Origin of the sequence: Croceitalea rosinachiae, assembly GCF_031846445.1 — a bacterium.
Taxonomy (GTDB): Bacteria; Bacteroidota; Bacteroidia; order Flavobacteriales; family Flavobacteriaceae; genus Croceitalea; species Croceitalea rosinachiae.
Window position 1 is genome coordinate 326,943 of the sequence record NZ_JAVRHR010000002.1, and the last position, 14,072, is coordinate 341,014.

The window sequence follows — 14,072 nt, forward strand, 5'->3', positions numbered from 1 at the left end:
GGTACACCAAGCTGCCTTTTTAATCGATTTCAATTTCGATTTATTGTAATGACTTATCCAAAATCATGATTCCCCTTTCTTGAGAATCAATTTCGATAACCTCATTTGGAGATTTGGAAAATTGTTCTTTGGTTAGACTTTTGCTACTAACATTTGTTATTTCTTCAATGGCCCTTGCAAGTAAAGGCTCATTAGGGTCACCGAAAGAGCCAAGGTCAAAAACATCTTCTCTTAATTCAAAATCAGGAGAGAACCCCGCCGTATAATCAATAAATCCAACAGAATTTTCATTTCTACCCACTAGGGGTTGAATAATCCATTTGTTATCTGGATTAATATTATCCACTCTTGATGGTGTATAACTATATCTATTATCAGGGTCATCTACTAAAGAAATAGAGAACTCATTTTTACCTCTAGTAGTTGTTCCTATATGAACAACCTCTACATAAGGATCTAAACCGTTCATGATTAGCTCGCTTGCCGAAGCTGAACTCCCGGTTGCTAGTACAAATACCCTACTTAGGTTTAAAGAATTCAAAGGCATACCCGTACTTACTTGATCAGCAAAAAAGTCTTCAAGTTGCGCATCTGAAAAACGTGCTTGCTGTTTATTGTTCCAGCGTTGTCGAATATATAGTTCGTTAGTATTTGTACCATAAATCATACTTGCCAAAAGACGTGATGTATTTACAGAACCACCTGGGTTGTATCGCATGTCTAAAACCAAATCTGTAACCCCATCTGCAACAAATTGCCCAAAAACATCATTCAACTCTTCATTAAAATCGCTATTAAAGCGCTGGTACATTAAATACCCAATCTTTGTTCCATTGATATCTAATGTGGTAGCTAATCTAATTGGGGGTTCTAAAAAGTTTTCTTCTTTCGTAATAGTCACTTCTTCGTAAGTTGTATTGACCAATCTATTTACAACATCTAATTCGCCTCTGTTTAAAGTATATGTATCTGGACTAAGCAGATCAGAAATATTTTGAGAGGTAAACTGAACTCCATCCACACCATAAAAAACATCACCTCTTTTAATTCCTTGATTTGCAGCATCAGAACCAGGAATTACATTTCGGACAAATAAAAAGCGATTATCATCACTATTATCAGACAAGAGATCTACAGAAAATGTTTGAAGACCATTACTTTTTTGAATTCCTGATAAAGAATTCAGCAGCACTTCAAAATCTTTATTATAAAAAGTGAAGCGGTCTTCTGCAAAAAGTAGACTTTCTATAAAACTTTCTGGGTCTCCGCCAGCTTGAAGGTATTCTGTATATTCTTGATTATTTACAAAACGATTATCTGCTAAATCAGCTACATCTTCTTGCCAAAAATACCATTCATTCATAGCCTGCCACATAAAATTTTGAACTGTAACTTCGGCAGAAGTAGGATTTAAACCATTATCATCGTCGTTGTTGCATGCGTTTAGCAGCAATCCTAATCCAATGAATAAAAAAAGAGTTTTTCTCATAGCTTTTATTTATTTCAGTAGCAATTAGTATTCCAAACTAGTAGTTATACTATAACAACTTTAGTTTCGAAAACCCTAAAATACTTACATCTCATAAACTTTTAATGCTATTTGTAACAATATTCGTTATGTTTCGTCTTCAAGTTGTAGCCCATTAAATGATTTATAGCAATTCAACCACCAAATGCAACAGAAAGAGTTTTTAAATCTTGTGATGCCCTTTAAGGATAAGCTTTATCGTATGGCCAAGCGGTTATTGGTATCGCGTGAAGAGGCTGAAGATGCGACACAAGAAATTTTATTGAGACTATGGTCAAAAAATGAAGCAATGGCTCAATATAAAAGTATAGAAGCCTTTGCGATGACAATGACTAAGAATTTTTGCTTAGATCGTTTAAAGTCAAAGCAGGCGGGTAATTTGAAACTGGTACATAGTAATTACCAAGATGAAAATACCTCGTTACAAAAACAGTTAGAAACTGAAGATAGTGTTAGCTGGGTAGAGCGTATTATGGATGAATTGCCCGAACAACAAAAAATGGTATTGCAGCTTAGAGATGTTGAGGACTATGACTTTGAAGAAATCTCGGATTTGTTGGATATGAAACCGACGGCAGTGCGTGTAACATTGTCAAGAGCAAGAAAAACGGTAAGAGAAAAATTAATGAAAAAGCATAACTATGGAATCGCATAAGCACATAGAAGAATTATTAGAGAAGTATTTTGAAGCGACTGCAACAGTTGCTGAAGAAGAGGTACTGCGGGTATATTTCAATAAAGATAGCGTAGCAACGCATCTTGAACAATATCAACCGATGTTTACATATTTCTCTAAAGCCAAAGAAGAGCAGTTTACAAAAGCAGCGCCCTTTTCGGAGCTCGTAAAACCTAGAAGAAAATTCAATTATAGATGGGTTTCCGTTGCGGCGGCAGTAGTGTTAGCCTTTGGAGTGTATTTCGGTAATAACACGTATCAAAATTACCAAGAGCAAAGACAGGCAAGAGTTGCCTATCAACAAACAAAAGAGGCTTTAAACCTTTTAGCAGAAAATTTTGGAAAGGGCACTGAAAAAGTAGCCTTGCTAAAAGAATTTGAAGTTGCAAAACAAAAAGTTTATAGTAATAATTAATAATAAAAAAATGAGAAAGAATATTTTAATTCTATTAGTAGCAGTATTACCATTATCTGGTTTTTCACAGTCACTTTTTGATAAGTATGAAGAGTTAGATGACGTAACATCAGTAGTGGTGAACCAGAGTATGTTCAATCTATTGGCTAAGATTGATGTTGAGGTAGATGATCCAGAAGCGCAAGACTTTGTGGATATTGCCACTAGTTTAAAAAGCCTTAAGGTGTTTACTACAGATAACCAGTCTATTGGGGCAGACATGAAGGCTTCCGTAAATGGTTATTTGAAAAAATCATCTCTTACCGAATTGATGCGTATTAAGGACAAAGACGCCAATGTTAAGTTTTATATCAAAGAGGGTAAAGATAGTAATCATGTAAGTGAACTGTTGATGTTTGTTACCGGTTTAAAAGATGTAGACTTAGAAGTTAACGATAGAAAGTTTGAAACTGTATTACTTTCATTAACAGGCGATATTGATTTAAATAAAATCAATTCATTGACCAAAAAAATGAATTTGCCTGACGAATTGAATAAAGCAGGTAAAAAGCAATAATCAATCATCAATCAACAGGAAATCAGTGAGCAATTGTCAATAATAATTGCTCACTGATTCATTAATCAAAAAACAACATCATGAAAAAATATTTAGCTTTAATATTAGTCGGTTTATTGCCCTTTATAGGTATTTCACAATCTATATTTGATAAATATCAAGATTCTGAAAATGTAGGAACGGTTATTATCAACAAAGGCCTGTTAGGAATTGTTGCTAGCATGTCCGCCGATGAGCAGGACAAGGAAACCCTAGAATTTATAGAACTAGCAAAGAGTATTGATGATATCAAGATTTTTGTATCCGAAGATGCTTCAGCATCAGCTGATATGGCGGCAACAATGAAGAAATATGTAAAATCCGCATCGCTTGATGAAATGATGCGAGTGAAAGATGGCGATACCAATGTTAGATTTTACATCAAAAACGGCCGAAATTCTAATCATGTTTCCGAATTGTTAATGTTTGTTACTGGTATAGATGATAAGGGTAAGAAAGAAAACAGGCCTAATTTTGAAACTGTTTTGTTGACCATGACCGGTGATATTGATTTGAATAAAATTGGAACGATAACGAATAAAATGAATTTACCGAAGCAACTTAAAAAAGCTAAAGGAGGTAAATAATTATCGTAGTTAATTGTAACAAAACAACTTAAATGATGACTTATATAATAAGTCAATCAAAAAAATATAAAAATGAAAAAATCAATTAAAGGTGCGGTGTTGCTAATAGCAGTTTTGCTAGGTTCATGCGCTTCACAACAAAGTCTACAAGAATATTATGTGGATAATCAAGAGAACCCAAATTTTATTTCTTTAGATATTCCCGCGAGTATTTTAAAAATGGATGAAGTGGATTTGACCAACGGTCAAAAGGAAGCGGTGGAATCTTTGAAAAAGTTTAATCTGCTTGCTTTTAGAAAAACTGAATCTAATTCAGCAGATTTTAAGTTGGAAAAAGCGAAGGTAAAAGAGATTTTGAAGAATGATGATTTTGTGGAACTTATGAAAATCAATTCGCAATATGGCAAAGGAGTGGTTAAATATCTTGGAGATGATAATGCTATTGACGAGGTAATCATTTATGGAGCAAGTGATGACAAGGGTTTTGCTTTAGTAAGGGTTCTAGGTAAAGATATGAACCCAGCCCATGTGGTGCAATTAATGCAAGCCATTCAAAAATCAGATTATAAAGGTGAAGGCCTTGGCGAGATTGGAAAGTTTTTAAAAGGATAGTCTAAACTTAACTAAGTTTTAAATCCTGAACTACTTTTGTAGCTCAGGATTTTTTGCACCATAGATTTTATATTTTCCTAAGATTGTTCGTGACCTAATTATTATATTAGTGTCTCATTTTTTGAAAACACTAATAAATTAAATATAACTATGGAAGATGCTCAAGTCTGGATAGACAAAGGAATTGATTTTATTACCCAATATGGTCCCAAAGTAATCGGAGCCATTCTTATTTACATCATTGGTTCATGGATTATTAAAAAGCTCGTTGGAGTATTACGCAAAGTAATGGCCAAAGGAAGTTATGACCAGTCTTTGCAAAAGTTTTTAATGAACCTTGTTTCATGGGCCTTGAAAATCTTTTTAATTATAACTGTCATTTCAACTTTAGGTGTTGAAACTACTAGTTTGGCTGCGGTGATTGCAGCAGCTGGTTTAGCAGTTGGTTTAGCTTTACAGGGCTCACTTTCTAATTTTGCTGGTGGTGTACTAATTATGATATTTAAACCGTACAGGATAGGTGATTTAATTGAGGCACAAGGAGAACTTGGATCGGTAAAGGAAATTGAAATCTTCACTACAAAGTTGGTTTCTCCAGAAAACAAACTGATTATTGTACCCAATGGAGCAATGGCCAATGGTAATATTGTGAACTATACCGCTGAAGGAAAGATACGCGTAGATGCTGTAATAGGGGTAGCTTATGAAGAAGATATTAAAAAAGTGAAAGAAGTATTGCTAGACGTTCTGACTTCTAATCCAAAAGTTTTAAAGGACCCGGAACCATCTGTTAATGTTTTAGAACTTGCCGATAGTTCGGTCAATTTCGCAGTTAGACCTTTTTCAAAACCTGAAGATTATTGGGATGTTTATTTTGCAACTTATGAAAAGTGCAAATTAGCACTTGATAAAGCAGGAATTGAAATTCCTTACCCACATGAAGTGGAAGTTATCAAGCATGCAAAATAGTATAAAATTTATCTTATTCCAGTTAAACCCCAGTGTAATTCGCTGGGGTTATTTTTTTTAATTCCATTTTAATAGTATCTGAAACCTCTAAAGTTTCTATGAAATCAGCAATTGACTTTTGATTGATTTTTTCATTGGTACGTGTCAATCCTTTTAATGCCTCGTATGGGTTTGGATATCCTTCTCTGCGCAGAATAGTTTGAATTGCCTCAGCAACAATAGCCCAATTATTTTCTAGGTCTTGTTCAAATTTATTGGCATTTAAAACTAGTTTGTTCAACCCTTTTAAGGTAGATTGAAAGGCAACTACCGTATGTGCAAACGGTACTCCAACGTTTCGCAATACCGTACTATCTGTTAAATCACGCTGTAATCTAGAAACAGGCAATTTTGCTGATAGATGCTCAAAAATAGCATTCGCGAGACCTAAATTACCTTCTGAATTTTCAAAATCTATCGGATTCACCTTATGTGGCATAGCAGAAGAGCCGACTTCTCCTTTTTTGATTTTTTGTTTAAAATAATCCATTGATATATACGTCCACATATCCCTGTTCAAATCAATTATAATGGTATTGATTCGTTTTAAGCAATCAAATAATGCGGCCATATGGTCATAATGTTCAATCTGTGTAGTAGGAAATGAGTGATGCAATCCGAGTTTTTCTTGCACAAATTGTTGTCCAAAAGCTTTCCAATCCGTATTTGGATATGCTACTTTATGCGCATTATAATTACCAGTTGCACCTCCAAATTTGGCTGCTGAAGGAATATCATTCAATAAATCAAACTGTTGTTTTAAACGCTCTACAAAAACGTTAATCTCCTTGCCCAATCTTGTAGGAGAGGCAGGTTGGCCATGTGTTCTTGCTAACATGGATATTGTTTCCCATTCAGCTGTCAACGACTTTAACTTCTCAAAAACTTCAAAATAAAGAGGAACATAGACATAATTCATCGCTGCTTTAATTGAAAAAGGAATAGCTGTGTTATTGATGTCTTGAGAAGTCAATCCAAAATGGATGAACTCTTTGTATTCTTGTAAACCTAAAAAATCAAACTTTTGTTTGATGAAATACTCAACTGCTTTTACATCGTGATTGGTCGTCTTCTCAATTTCTTTAATTGCTAAGGCATCAGCAGCAGAAAAATCTTGGTAAATCTTCTGCAAATCTTGAAATTTAGAATTGTCAAAATTTGAAAGTTGGGTCAATGGAATTTCACATAGTGCAATAAAATATTCAATTTCTACTTGCACCCTATATTTGATAAGTGCTTCTTCTGAAAAGTAATTACCTAAAGCTTCAGTTTTATTGCGATAACGCCCATCAATTGGCGATATGGCGTTTAGTTGGTTTAAAGACATTGACCTAGTTTTTTGGAAAAGGTAAAGATACTACTTTAGTTAACAGCTCGAGACTTTGAATTAAGAGCTAATAGGGTTTTCTTTGCTCGGTGTTTATAGCCAGCACTGCCCTTAGCAATGGTATTCTCAAGCACTATTTTTAATTCAGGATGTATCCATTCGAACTTTTCACCCAAATAAAGCAAGCTTGTCATAGAGAATACCTTAGCGGCCATTTTATGTTCTCCGATAAGCCAGTCAAAACAGGCATTTACCAGATGCTCAAGATGAGCAGTCTTAATTTCATTTTTAAAAACAGCATCATTTTTTACGAAATAAGATTCACAAAGCATTTGACAAATATGAGCCATTGGTCGTATGCAAGATTCAGAAGTCAAGTTTTCTAATTTTGAAGTAAATTCATTTATGTGAGGCAGTATATATGCCAATTGCTTGCGCATTAAATGATCAAAGACCCAACTTGCATTAAATTCGTTCAATTTATCTTGTCTAAAAATCTCTCTTAATAAACACTCTGTCAAACTTGGGTACTTTACCAATTCCTCTACAAGACCCACAATTTGCCTTTTAGACAACCGACCCGTATTTAATTTTTGTAAGAGCTCGTCTTCGGTCATGTTATTTATTTTGATTCAATAGTCTTACCAATTCGGGTAGACCTACCGTTGCAGATTGTTCAATAATGGTAAGGTTTTCAAAATCTGTAGTTGTAACGTTTGGTTTTGGGTCTATAAAATATATTGGAGTATTAGGTTGAACATAATTGATTAAACTTGCCGCTGGATAGACTTGCATAGAAGTTCCGATAATGATTAAAATATCAGCAGTTTGCGTAATCTCAATAGCCGTTTCTAATAAAGGGACCATTTCGCCGAACCAAACGATGTGAGGTCGTAATTGATGACCATCTTTATCTAAATCACCTAAATTTAAATCATTTCGCCAATCTAAAATATAATTTTCATTTACTGTACTTCTTACTTTTAGTAGTTCTCCATGCAGATGTATAACTTGGGTGCTTCCTGCCTGTTCATGGAGGTTGTCCACATTTTGAGTAATCACTTTCACCTCAAAATGGTTTGCTAGAACCACCAAAGCTTTATGGCCTTCATTCGGTTGAACATTTAATAACTGTTTTCTTCTCTGATTATAAAATTTGAGTACTAATTCTGGATTGGCAGCAAAACCTTGAGGAGAAGCTACTTGCATCACATCATGGCCCTCCCATAACCCATTGGCATCGCGAAAAGTCTTAAGGCCACTTTCGGCACTCATTCCTGCTCCCGTTAAAACAACAATTTTTCTTTTAGCCATAGACGAATTGGCATTAATGACAAATTACAAATTAAGCATTCTCGTTCAATATAAAGCCTAATTGGAGAGCAGGACAAATTATTATGTTTTACCCATGCAAATAAGATTTTTGTATTTTTATTCGCAACCAATTAAAAATAAACAAGATGACTACAGTATTGTATATCATTGCGGGCATAGTTTTGCTTGTATTGATTTTAGCTATGTTGGCTCCGAAAACTTACGATGTTTCACGTTCTATTGAAATTGAAAAGCCCAAGAATGAGGTTTTTTCAGTTTTAAGATCACTTAAAAGACAAGATGAATGGAGCCCATGGGCAAAAAAAGACCCTAATATGAAAAAAGAGTTTAAAGGTTCTGATGGAGAAGTGGGCTCAATAAGTTATTGGCTGGGCAATAAAGAAGTTGGTGAAGGTGAACAAGAGATCACAAAAATTATTGATGGTGAACGCATTGAGGGAGAACTTCGTTTTTTAAAGCCGTTTAAGTCTGAATCTGATTGTTATTTTGAGACTGATGAGACATCTAATGGTAAGACCAAGGTTACTTGGGGCTTTTCTGGGAAAAATAAATTTCCAATGAGTATTATGATGTTATTCATGAGTATGGACAAAATGGTGGGGAAAGATTTTGAAGAAGGATTGTCTAGCCTTAAAATCTTAATGGAAAAGTAGTATAAAACTAAATATAGTTGGTTGCTTTTAGAATTGGTACTATAGCCAATTTTCAAAGCAACCGATTGTAAGTATGCGTTTCATATTAATAAAAAAGAAAAAAGATTCTAAGAACTATTCCATAAGTTCAAGCAAAGCTATATCAAAGTCATTTTCTAAAATCACTTTGTGGTTTTTTACCATAACTTCAGTATCAGAATAAGTGTCATAAAGTTTGGTGCCATTTCCAAAGAAACCTTTTACCCAAAGCGATTTTTTCCCCTTTGGCAAGTTTAAGCCAACAACTACCTTGTCTTTATAGTCTCCGTTGAGATACATTCTAGAAAACACATATGGTGACTTTGCCAATCGCTTATGTTTTCCTGCACCTACGGCAGGATGGTTTGCACGAAACTGCCCTAATTTTTGCCAGTGTTTATGAATCTTTTGAATTTCTGGAATGCTATCCAAGTCTTCCCAATTCATAAAAGAGCGTAAGGTAGCATCACCTTCAGTTCCCTCAATAATAAGAGGCCGTGAAGTTTCATCACCATAATAGACTTGTGAAGCCCCTGGTGTTAATAAAAGAACGTTGGCAGCGTAATAAGGTTTCTTACGTTCCTTGTCAAAAGGACTGCCGTCATCATGCGATGTTAAATAATTTAAAACACTTTTTTCTTTTAGTTTGGTATTTAATAATCTATTGTACTTTTTAAAGATGAACTCATAATTTTTTTGTGCATCATTTTTAAGTTCAAAATTGATGAGACTTTTAAATCCATGATCAAAAAAATCAATTTTCTTATCTCCAAAATCAAATAACTTACCTGTTGAAATACCATAGTTGTAAACTTCCCCGACCATATAAAAAGGATTGTCATCCAATATTTGGTCGGGATGCTTCTTTTTCCAAGTTTCAAAAGCGTAATCAGCCTCTTTCTTCAATTCCGACCATGCGTTTTCATTAACATGCTTTACGGTATCTACACGGAAACCATCTACACCAAATTCATGGATATAATCGGTCAGCCATTTGATAATATAGAACCTAGGAGCTCTTGGATATCCCGTTCGTTCAAAAAACAGATTTAACTCATCAAGCTCTTGACTTAATCGACCTTCTTCTTTCCATTTTGCTAATAGAGCATCGGGTAATTCAACAGCTTCGTCAGACTCGGTCAAAATATCGGGTAAATTGGCTACTAATGTACAGGCCGTTGTGTTTTCATAGGTGGTAAATTCACAAGTAGGGTCGGTACGGACCCATTCTTTTGGCCAAACTGGGTCTATTTCTGTTACTGGCCCTGTGTGGTTAAGTACCACATCTAATAGCACACGAATTCCTTTAGAATGTGCTTTTTTTACTAAATCTTCAAGGTCTTTACGTGTTCCAAAGTTTGGGTCAATCGATGTCCAATCTTTTGCCCAATAACCATGATATGCATACGTATTACCGGTACCTTCATTGGTGGAACCATGAACTTGTTCAACTACAGGTGTAAACCAAATGGCATTAATACCCAAATCAGTAAAATAACCTTCATCAATTTTTTGGGATATTCCGGCAATGTCGCCACCTTCAAACCCTCTTAAAACAGCTGTGGAATCCGTTTGATTAAAATGAACTTCTTTTTCTGGATTACCTTTATTAAAACGGTCAGTGAGTAAAAAGTAAATATTAGCTCCCTCCCAATAGAAGGGAACATCTTTTTTGACCTCATTCTCTGGTGTTACAACAGCAACTTCTTCATTTTGGGTAACATCTTTTTTCACTTTTTTACAGCCAAAAAAAAAGGTCAATATCGACATAGCGATAAGTAGTTTTTTCATCTTTGAGGAATTTGTCTAAAACTATAAAATGCATGTCAGAATATAAAATTTATTTCCTTAGACTAAAATTTAATGAAAACACTATAATTTATTGACTATTTGAGGATAAGCCAACTATTTCCTATTCAGTACCTTATATTCTTCATAACAACTACTGATGGCATCTAATATTTGCAGGTCATTGGCAGTCTGTATAAATGATTTAGAATAGTTACAGTTGTTCAAGATGTCTTCAATATCCATTTTTTCCAATTGAAGCAATTGAATAAGTGTCTCGCGGTCAAACTTAGAAGCTAATAAATCCCTAATATCATCATCTTCTTTCATCTGTCTCAGCTTTCGCATTTGTTTTGGTTTTTTACCAAATAAATTGCGCAATAAATCTGCAGGATTAAGTATAGCACCCAATACTTTGGTTACCGCACTAGGGTTTTTATTGCCAGCTTCATAACTTTTGTTGAGTCCTGATATACTATACTGATAGGAGGTATTAATGGGTAGGTTTTTGACATCAATTTCTAAAAAACCAGTCAATTGATAGGGTCTTACGATAACTTCCTCCAGGGCATAAGCAAGTTCTGTCAATGAGATTTTAGTATCTTCAAATTTGAACATGTCATTGGTTACTCTAACCTTTTGGGGTTTAAATCCTAAATAAGTTAAGTACAAGGTGTCATTAACAGCTGCATTAATAGCAAATTTTCCATCTTGATTTGTAATTGTACCTTTTACTTGATTTAAATTGATTACGTGCACACTTTCAAGGGGAAAGTTGGTTTGCGCATTAATGACTGTAGCCCTAAACTCTTGAATTATTTGAGAATTTTCTTCGTTTTGCGAAATACCTAAAGCACTAAAAAGTGCAAAAACAAAGGGTAAAAGTCTCTTCATGAAGCAATTTTCTATTCTAAAAATACAAAACAAAGAAAACAAAATGGCTATCCCTCATGATTTGGGAACATCTTAACTAATAAAATCCAGGTTTTCTTTTTCCCTTTGGCTTTCTTGACCCACCGGAGCTTCCTCTTCCGCCTTTGAAAGAAGAATTGCGATCTCTTCTTCCACCACCTCTATTACGGTCTCTTCTTCCGCCACCTCCACGGCCGCCACGACTTCCCCCTGGACTTTTAGATACTTCTACATTTACAAAACGTCCGTCTACTTTAAAGTCTGAAAAGGTTTCTAAAATAAGTGGGGTAAACTTAGCTTCGGTATTAAAAAATGAAAAAGTATCTTTTGTATCAACTTTGTATATATCGTCTTTATCAAGACCTAAAGTATCCCTTAAAAAGTCTTTGAGCGACATCCAATCATAATTATCACGCTCACCTACATTAATAAAATAGCGTACAGAACCATCTTTGGGTAATTCACCGGATTCAGACCTTGAGCCACGCTCTCTTTTGTTGGATCTATCATCAGAATTTAAGTCTCTGGTCTTATTGTAATAATTGAAAAAGCGAGTGAATTCAACTGAAACTATTTTTTTGATAAGTTCATCACGATCAATACCATGCAGAACGTCATTAATAGCCGGTAAGTAAACATTGACATCTTCATTGACTTTCGTATCCTTTATTTTATTTACTAGATGGTATAGCTGTATTTCACAAATCTGGATTCCAGTAGGAATTTTTACTTCAAGAAAGTCTTGTTTTATTTTCCGTTCAATGGCATTTATCTTGCGGAGTTCACTACGAGTGACAATAACCATAGAAATACCTGATTTTCCTGCTCTACCGGTACGACCGCTTCTATGCGTGTAGGTTTCAATTTCATCAGGTAATTGGTAGTTAATAACATGGGTAATATCATCAACATCAATACCTCTTGCTGCTACATCTGTAGCTACAAGCATCTGTATCTGTTTTTTGCGAAAAGAGTTCATGACCAAATCACGCTGGTTTTGGCTCAAATCACCATGTAGCGCACCTGCGTTATAACCATCTTCAATTAATTTTTCGGCCACACGTTGCGTATCACGCTTGGTACGACAAAAAACAACGGAGAAGATTCCAGGATTGGCATCTGCCAGTCTTTTCAAAGCCGGATAGCGATCTCGTCCACTGACCACATAGTACTCATGTTGAACAGTGCTCGCTCCAGCATTTTTTGCACCAACTGTAATCTCTTGTGGGCTGTGCATGAATTTTTTGGCAATCGTAGAAACTTCTTTTGGCATGGTCGCCGAGAATAGCCAAGTCGATTTTTCTTTGGGAGTATTGGAGAGAATATCTTTAATATCCTCGAAGAAGCCCATATTCAACATCTCATCCGCTTCATCAAGAATACAGTAATCAATTTTGGAAATATCAACGAGTCCTCTACCAATCATATCTTTCATACGACCCGGTGTGGCAACCACTATTTGCGCACCTCTTTTGATTTGGCGTGCCTGATCTGTAATACTTGCTCCACCGTAGATAGCAACGATATTTACTCCTTTTTCATATTTTGAGTACAGTTGCATTTCATTGGTGATTTGCAGACATAGCTCACGAGTGGGGGATAGTATTAAACCTTGTGTGGTTCTACTTGCTGAATCTATTTTTTGAATTAGCGGAAAGCCAAAAGCTGCAGTTTTACCTGTACCTGTTTGTGCTAGGGCAACTAAATCAGTTTCGTTTTCCAGTAAAATTGGGATAGCTTTTTCTTGTACTTCGGATGGATTTTTAAACCCTAAATCTGCAACGGCAGACAATAAGGACTTTTGCAGTCCTAAACTTTCAAATTTTGACATGTATGTTTATAAGTATTCGCAAATATGTGTGTTGCATAGAGCGATTCTGACTTATAAACCCTTGCTCAGCGCAGCACCTGCCATACCGGCGGCGTTAATTAAGGGGCAAAGGTACTGCTAATTATTTACGTGACAGTACCAATTATAGATTACTTCATTTCAGGCACTTATAGCGCTGAAAGAAAGGTAATCAGCTTTTGGATGGCAAGGCCGCGATGACTAATTTTATTTTTGACAGATAACGGCAATTCGGCAAAAGTTTTTTCATAACCATCTGGAATGAAAATAGGGTCGTATCCAAAACCCTTATTTCCTTGTTTTTTATACGTTATTTGACCATTTACAATGCCCTTAAAAAAATGGGTTTCTTCATTTATATTTAACGCGATTACCGTTTTAAAATGAGCATTGCGATTTAAAACTTGGTCAAGCTCTGATAAAAGTTTATCCATATTGTCATTGGCATCCTTTTGTTGACCCCCATATCTAGCGGTATAGACCCCTGGGGCTCCATTTAAAGCCTCGACCAAGAGGCCAGTATCATCTGAAAAACACGGATAGCCATAATTTTTGGTCACAAAGTCAGCTTTTAGTTGAGCGTTTTCTTCAAGTGTTTTCCCTGTTTCTCGAATTTCATCGTGACAACCAATCATTTCCAATGAGACCAATTCAATAGGTTCTGGTATTAGAAGCTTTACTTCTTTAAACTTATTGGTGTTGTGTGTAGCAAAAACAAGTTTCATTTTGATCCAACAAAATTTGAAAGCTAATGTAGTATTTTAGCCGT

Annotated in this window: 15 protein-coding genes; 7 read left to right on the plus strand and 8 right to left on the minus strand. The window is 35.2% G+C overall.

The features are described 5' to 3' along the window. Positions 1–40: 40 nt before the first annotated feature. A complete protein-coding gene (locus tag RM706_RS09190; protein ID WP_311350763.1) occupies positions 41–1,489 on the minus strand; it encodes a GFO_1087 family putative carboxy terminal peptidase in 1,449 nt (482 codons plus the stop codon). A 184-nt stretch (positions 1,490–1,673) separates the two neighbouring features. On the opposite strand from RM706_RS09190, the gene RM706_RS09195 reads away from it, so the two are divergent. The 6 genes from RM706_RS09195 (at position 1,674) to RM706_RS09220 (ending at position 5,382) form a co-directional block, all read left to right on the plus strand. Beyond that, positions 1,674–2,183: an RNA polymerase sigma factor gene (locus tag RM706_RS09195; protein WP_311350764.1), complete on the plus strand. Its 510-nt coding sequence runs from the start codon at positions 1,674–1,676 to the stop codon at positions 2,181–2,183. Beyond that, positions 2,170–2,619: a PG0215 family putative anti-sigma factor gene (locus tag RM706_RS09200; protein ID WP_311350765.1), complete on the plus strand. Its 450-nt coding sequence runs from the start codon at positions 2,170–2,172 to the stop codon at positions 2,617–2,619. Before RM706_RS09195 ends, RM706_RS09200 begins: the two co-directional genes overlap by 14 nt. Before the next feature lie 10 nt (positions 2,620–2,629). After that, complete coding sequence (locus tag RM706_RS09205) at positions 2,630–3,175, plus strand: DUF4252 domain-containing protein (protein ID WP_311350766.1); 546 nt, start codon at positions 2,630–2,632, stop codon at positions 3,173–3,175. Positions 3,176–3,255: 80 nt separating this feature from the next. Next, complete coding sequence (locus RM706_RS09210) at positions 3,256–3,801, plus strand: DUF4252 domain-containing protein (protein WP_311350767.1); 546 nt, start codon at positions 3,256–3,258, stop codon at positions 3,799–3,801. 72 nt (positions 3,802–3,873) lie between these two features. Continuing rightward, the gene (locus tag RM706_RS09215; protein WP_311350768.1) at positions 3,874–4,413 is read left to right on the plus strand and encodes a GFO_1091 family lipoprotein; all 540 of its coding nucleotides are present in this window, start codon (positions 3,874–3,876) and stop codon (positions 4,411–4,413) included. 150 nt (positions 4,414–4,563) lie between these two features. Beyond that, complete coding sequence (locus tag RM706_RS09220) at positions 4,564–5,382, plus strand: mechanosensitive ion channel family protein (protein ID WP_311350769.1); 819 nt, start codon at positions 4,564–4,566, stop codon at positions 5,380–5,382. Between the two features lie 22 nt (positions 5,383–5,404). Here the strand turns inward: RM706_RS09220 and purB are convergent, their stop codons facing one another. The 3 genes from purB to RM706_RS09235 are packed head-to-tail and all read right to left on the minus strand — an operon-like array spanning position 5,405 to position 8,062. Further along, complete coding sequence (gene purB, locus RM706_RS09225) at positions 5,405–6,748, minus strand: adenylosuccinate lyase (RefSeq protein WP_311350770.1); 1,344 nt, start codon at positions 6,746–6,748, stop codon at positions 5,405–5,407. A 35-nt stretch (positions 6,749–6,783) separates the two neighbouring features. After that, positions 6,784–7,365, minus strand: a complete 582-nt coding sequence (locus RM706_RS09230; protein WP_311350771.1) for an adenylosuccinate lyase — start codon at positions 7,363–7,365, stop codon at positions 6,784–6,786. A gap of 1 nt (position 7,366) precedes the next feature. After that, positions 7,367–8,062, minus strand: coding sequence for an SIR2 family NAD-dependent protein deacylase (locus tag RM706_RS09235; protein WP_311350772.1), 696 nt, complete (start codon positions 8,060–8,062; stop codon positions 7,367–7,369). Between the two features lie 146 nt (positions 8,063–8,208). On the opposite strand from RM706_RS09235, the gene RM706_RS09240 reads away from it, so the two are divergent. Beyond that, a complete protein-coding gene (locus tag RM706_RS09240; RefSeq protein ID WP_311350773.1) occupies positions 8,209–8,736 on the plus strand; it encodes an SRPBCC family protein in 528 nt (175 codons plus the stop codon). Between the two features lie 114 nt (positions 8,737–8,850). On the opposite strand, the gene RM706_RS09245 is transcribed toward RM706_RS09240, so the two are convergent. From RM706_RS09245 to RM706_RS09260, 4 genes are all read right to left on the minus strand, one after another. After that, positions 8,851–10,545, minus strand: a complete 1,695-nt coding sequence (locus tag RM706_RS09245; RefSeq protein WP_311350774.1) for an alpha-amylase family glycosyl hydrolase — start codon at positions 10,543–10,545, stop codon at positions 8,851–8,853. A gap of 114 nt (positions 10,546–10,659) precedes the next feature. Further along, the gene (locus RM706_RS09250) at positions 10,660–11,436 is read right to left on the minus strand and encodes a carboxypeptidase-like regulatory domain-containing protein (protein WP_311350775.1); all 777 of its coding nucleotides are present in this window, start codon (positions 11,434–11,436) and stop codon (positions 10,660–10,662) included. A 76-nt stretch (positions 11,437–11,512) separates the two neighbouring features. After that, positions 11,513–13,285 (minus strand): DEAD/DEAH box helicase, encoded by a 1,773-nt coding sequence (locus RM706_RS09255; protein ID WP_311350776.1) that lies wholly within the window; start codon positions 13,283–13,285, stop codon positions 11,513–11,515. Between the two features lie 167 nt (positions 13,286–13,452). Beyond that, a complete protein-coding gene (locus RM706_RS09260; protein ID WP_311350777.1) occupies positions 13,453–14,028 on the minus strand; it encodes a non-canonical purine NTP diphosphatase in 576 nt (191 codons plus the stop codon). Positions 14,029–14,072 lie beyond the last annotated feature (44 nt).

Bases quoted from the DNA above. Each gene is read 5' to 3' on its own strand.
- RM706_RS09190 (WP_311350763.1), bottom strand. From the start codon at position 1,489: ATGAGAAAAACTCTTTTTTTATTCATTGGATTAGGATTGCTGCTAAAC.
- RM706_RS09245 (WP_311350774.1), bottom strand. From the start codon at position 10,545: ATGAAAAAACTACTTATCGCTATGTCGATATTGACCTTTTTTTTTGGC.
- RM706_RS09195 (WP_311350764.1), top strand. From the start codon at position 1,674: ATGCAACAGAAAGAGTTTTTAAATCTTGTGATGCCCTTTAAGGATAAG.
- RM706_RS09230 (WP_311350771.1), bottom strand. From the start codon at position 7,365: ATGACCGAAGACGAGCTCTTACAAAAATTAAATACGGGTCGGTTGTCT.
- RM706_RS09250 (WP_311350775.1), bottom strand. From the start codon at position 11,436: ATGAAGAGACTTTTACCCTTTGTTTTTGCACTTTTTAGTGCTTTAGGT.
- RM706_RS09235 (WP_311350772.1), bottom strand. From the start codon at position 8,062: ATGGCTAAAAGAAAAATTGTTGTTTTAACGGGAGCAGGAATGAGTGCC.
- RM706_RS09240 (WP_311350773.1), top strand. From the start codon at position 8,209: ATGACTACAGTATTGTATATCATTGCGGGCATAGTTTTGCTTGTATTG.
- RM706_RS09210 (WP_311350767.1), top strand. From the start codon at position 3,256: ATGAAAAAATATTTAGCTTTAATATTAGTCGGTTTATTGCCCTTTATA.
- purB (WP_311350770.1), bottom strand. From the start codon at position 6,748: ATGTCTTTAAACCAACTAAACGCCATATCGCCAATTGATGGGCGTTAT.
- RM706_RS09200 (WP_311350765.1), top strand. From the start codon at position 2,170: ATGGAATCGCATAAGCACATAGAAGAATTATTAGAGAAGTATTTTGAA.
- RM706_RS09205 (WP_311350766.1), top strand. From the start codon at position 2,630: ATGAGAAAGAATATTTTAATTCTATTAGTAGCAGTATTACCATTATCT.
- RM706_RS09260 (WP_311350777.1), bottom strand. From the start codon at position 14,028: ATGAAACTTGTTTTTGCTACACACAACACCAATAAGTTTAAAGAAGTA.
- RM706_RS09220 (WP_311350769.1), top strand. From the start codon at position 4,564: ATGGAAGATGCTCAAGTCTGGATAGACAAAGGAATTGATTTTATTACC.
- RM706_RS09255 (WP_311350776.1), bottom strand. From the start codon at position 13,285: ATGTCAAAATTTGAAAGTTTAGGACTGCAAAAGTCCTTATTGTCTGCC.
- RM706_RS09215 (WP_311350768.1), top strand. From the start codon at position 3,874: ATGAAAAAATCAATTAAAGGTGCGGTGTTGCTAATAGCAGTTTTGCTA.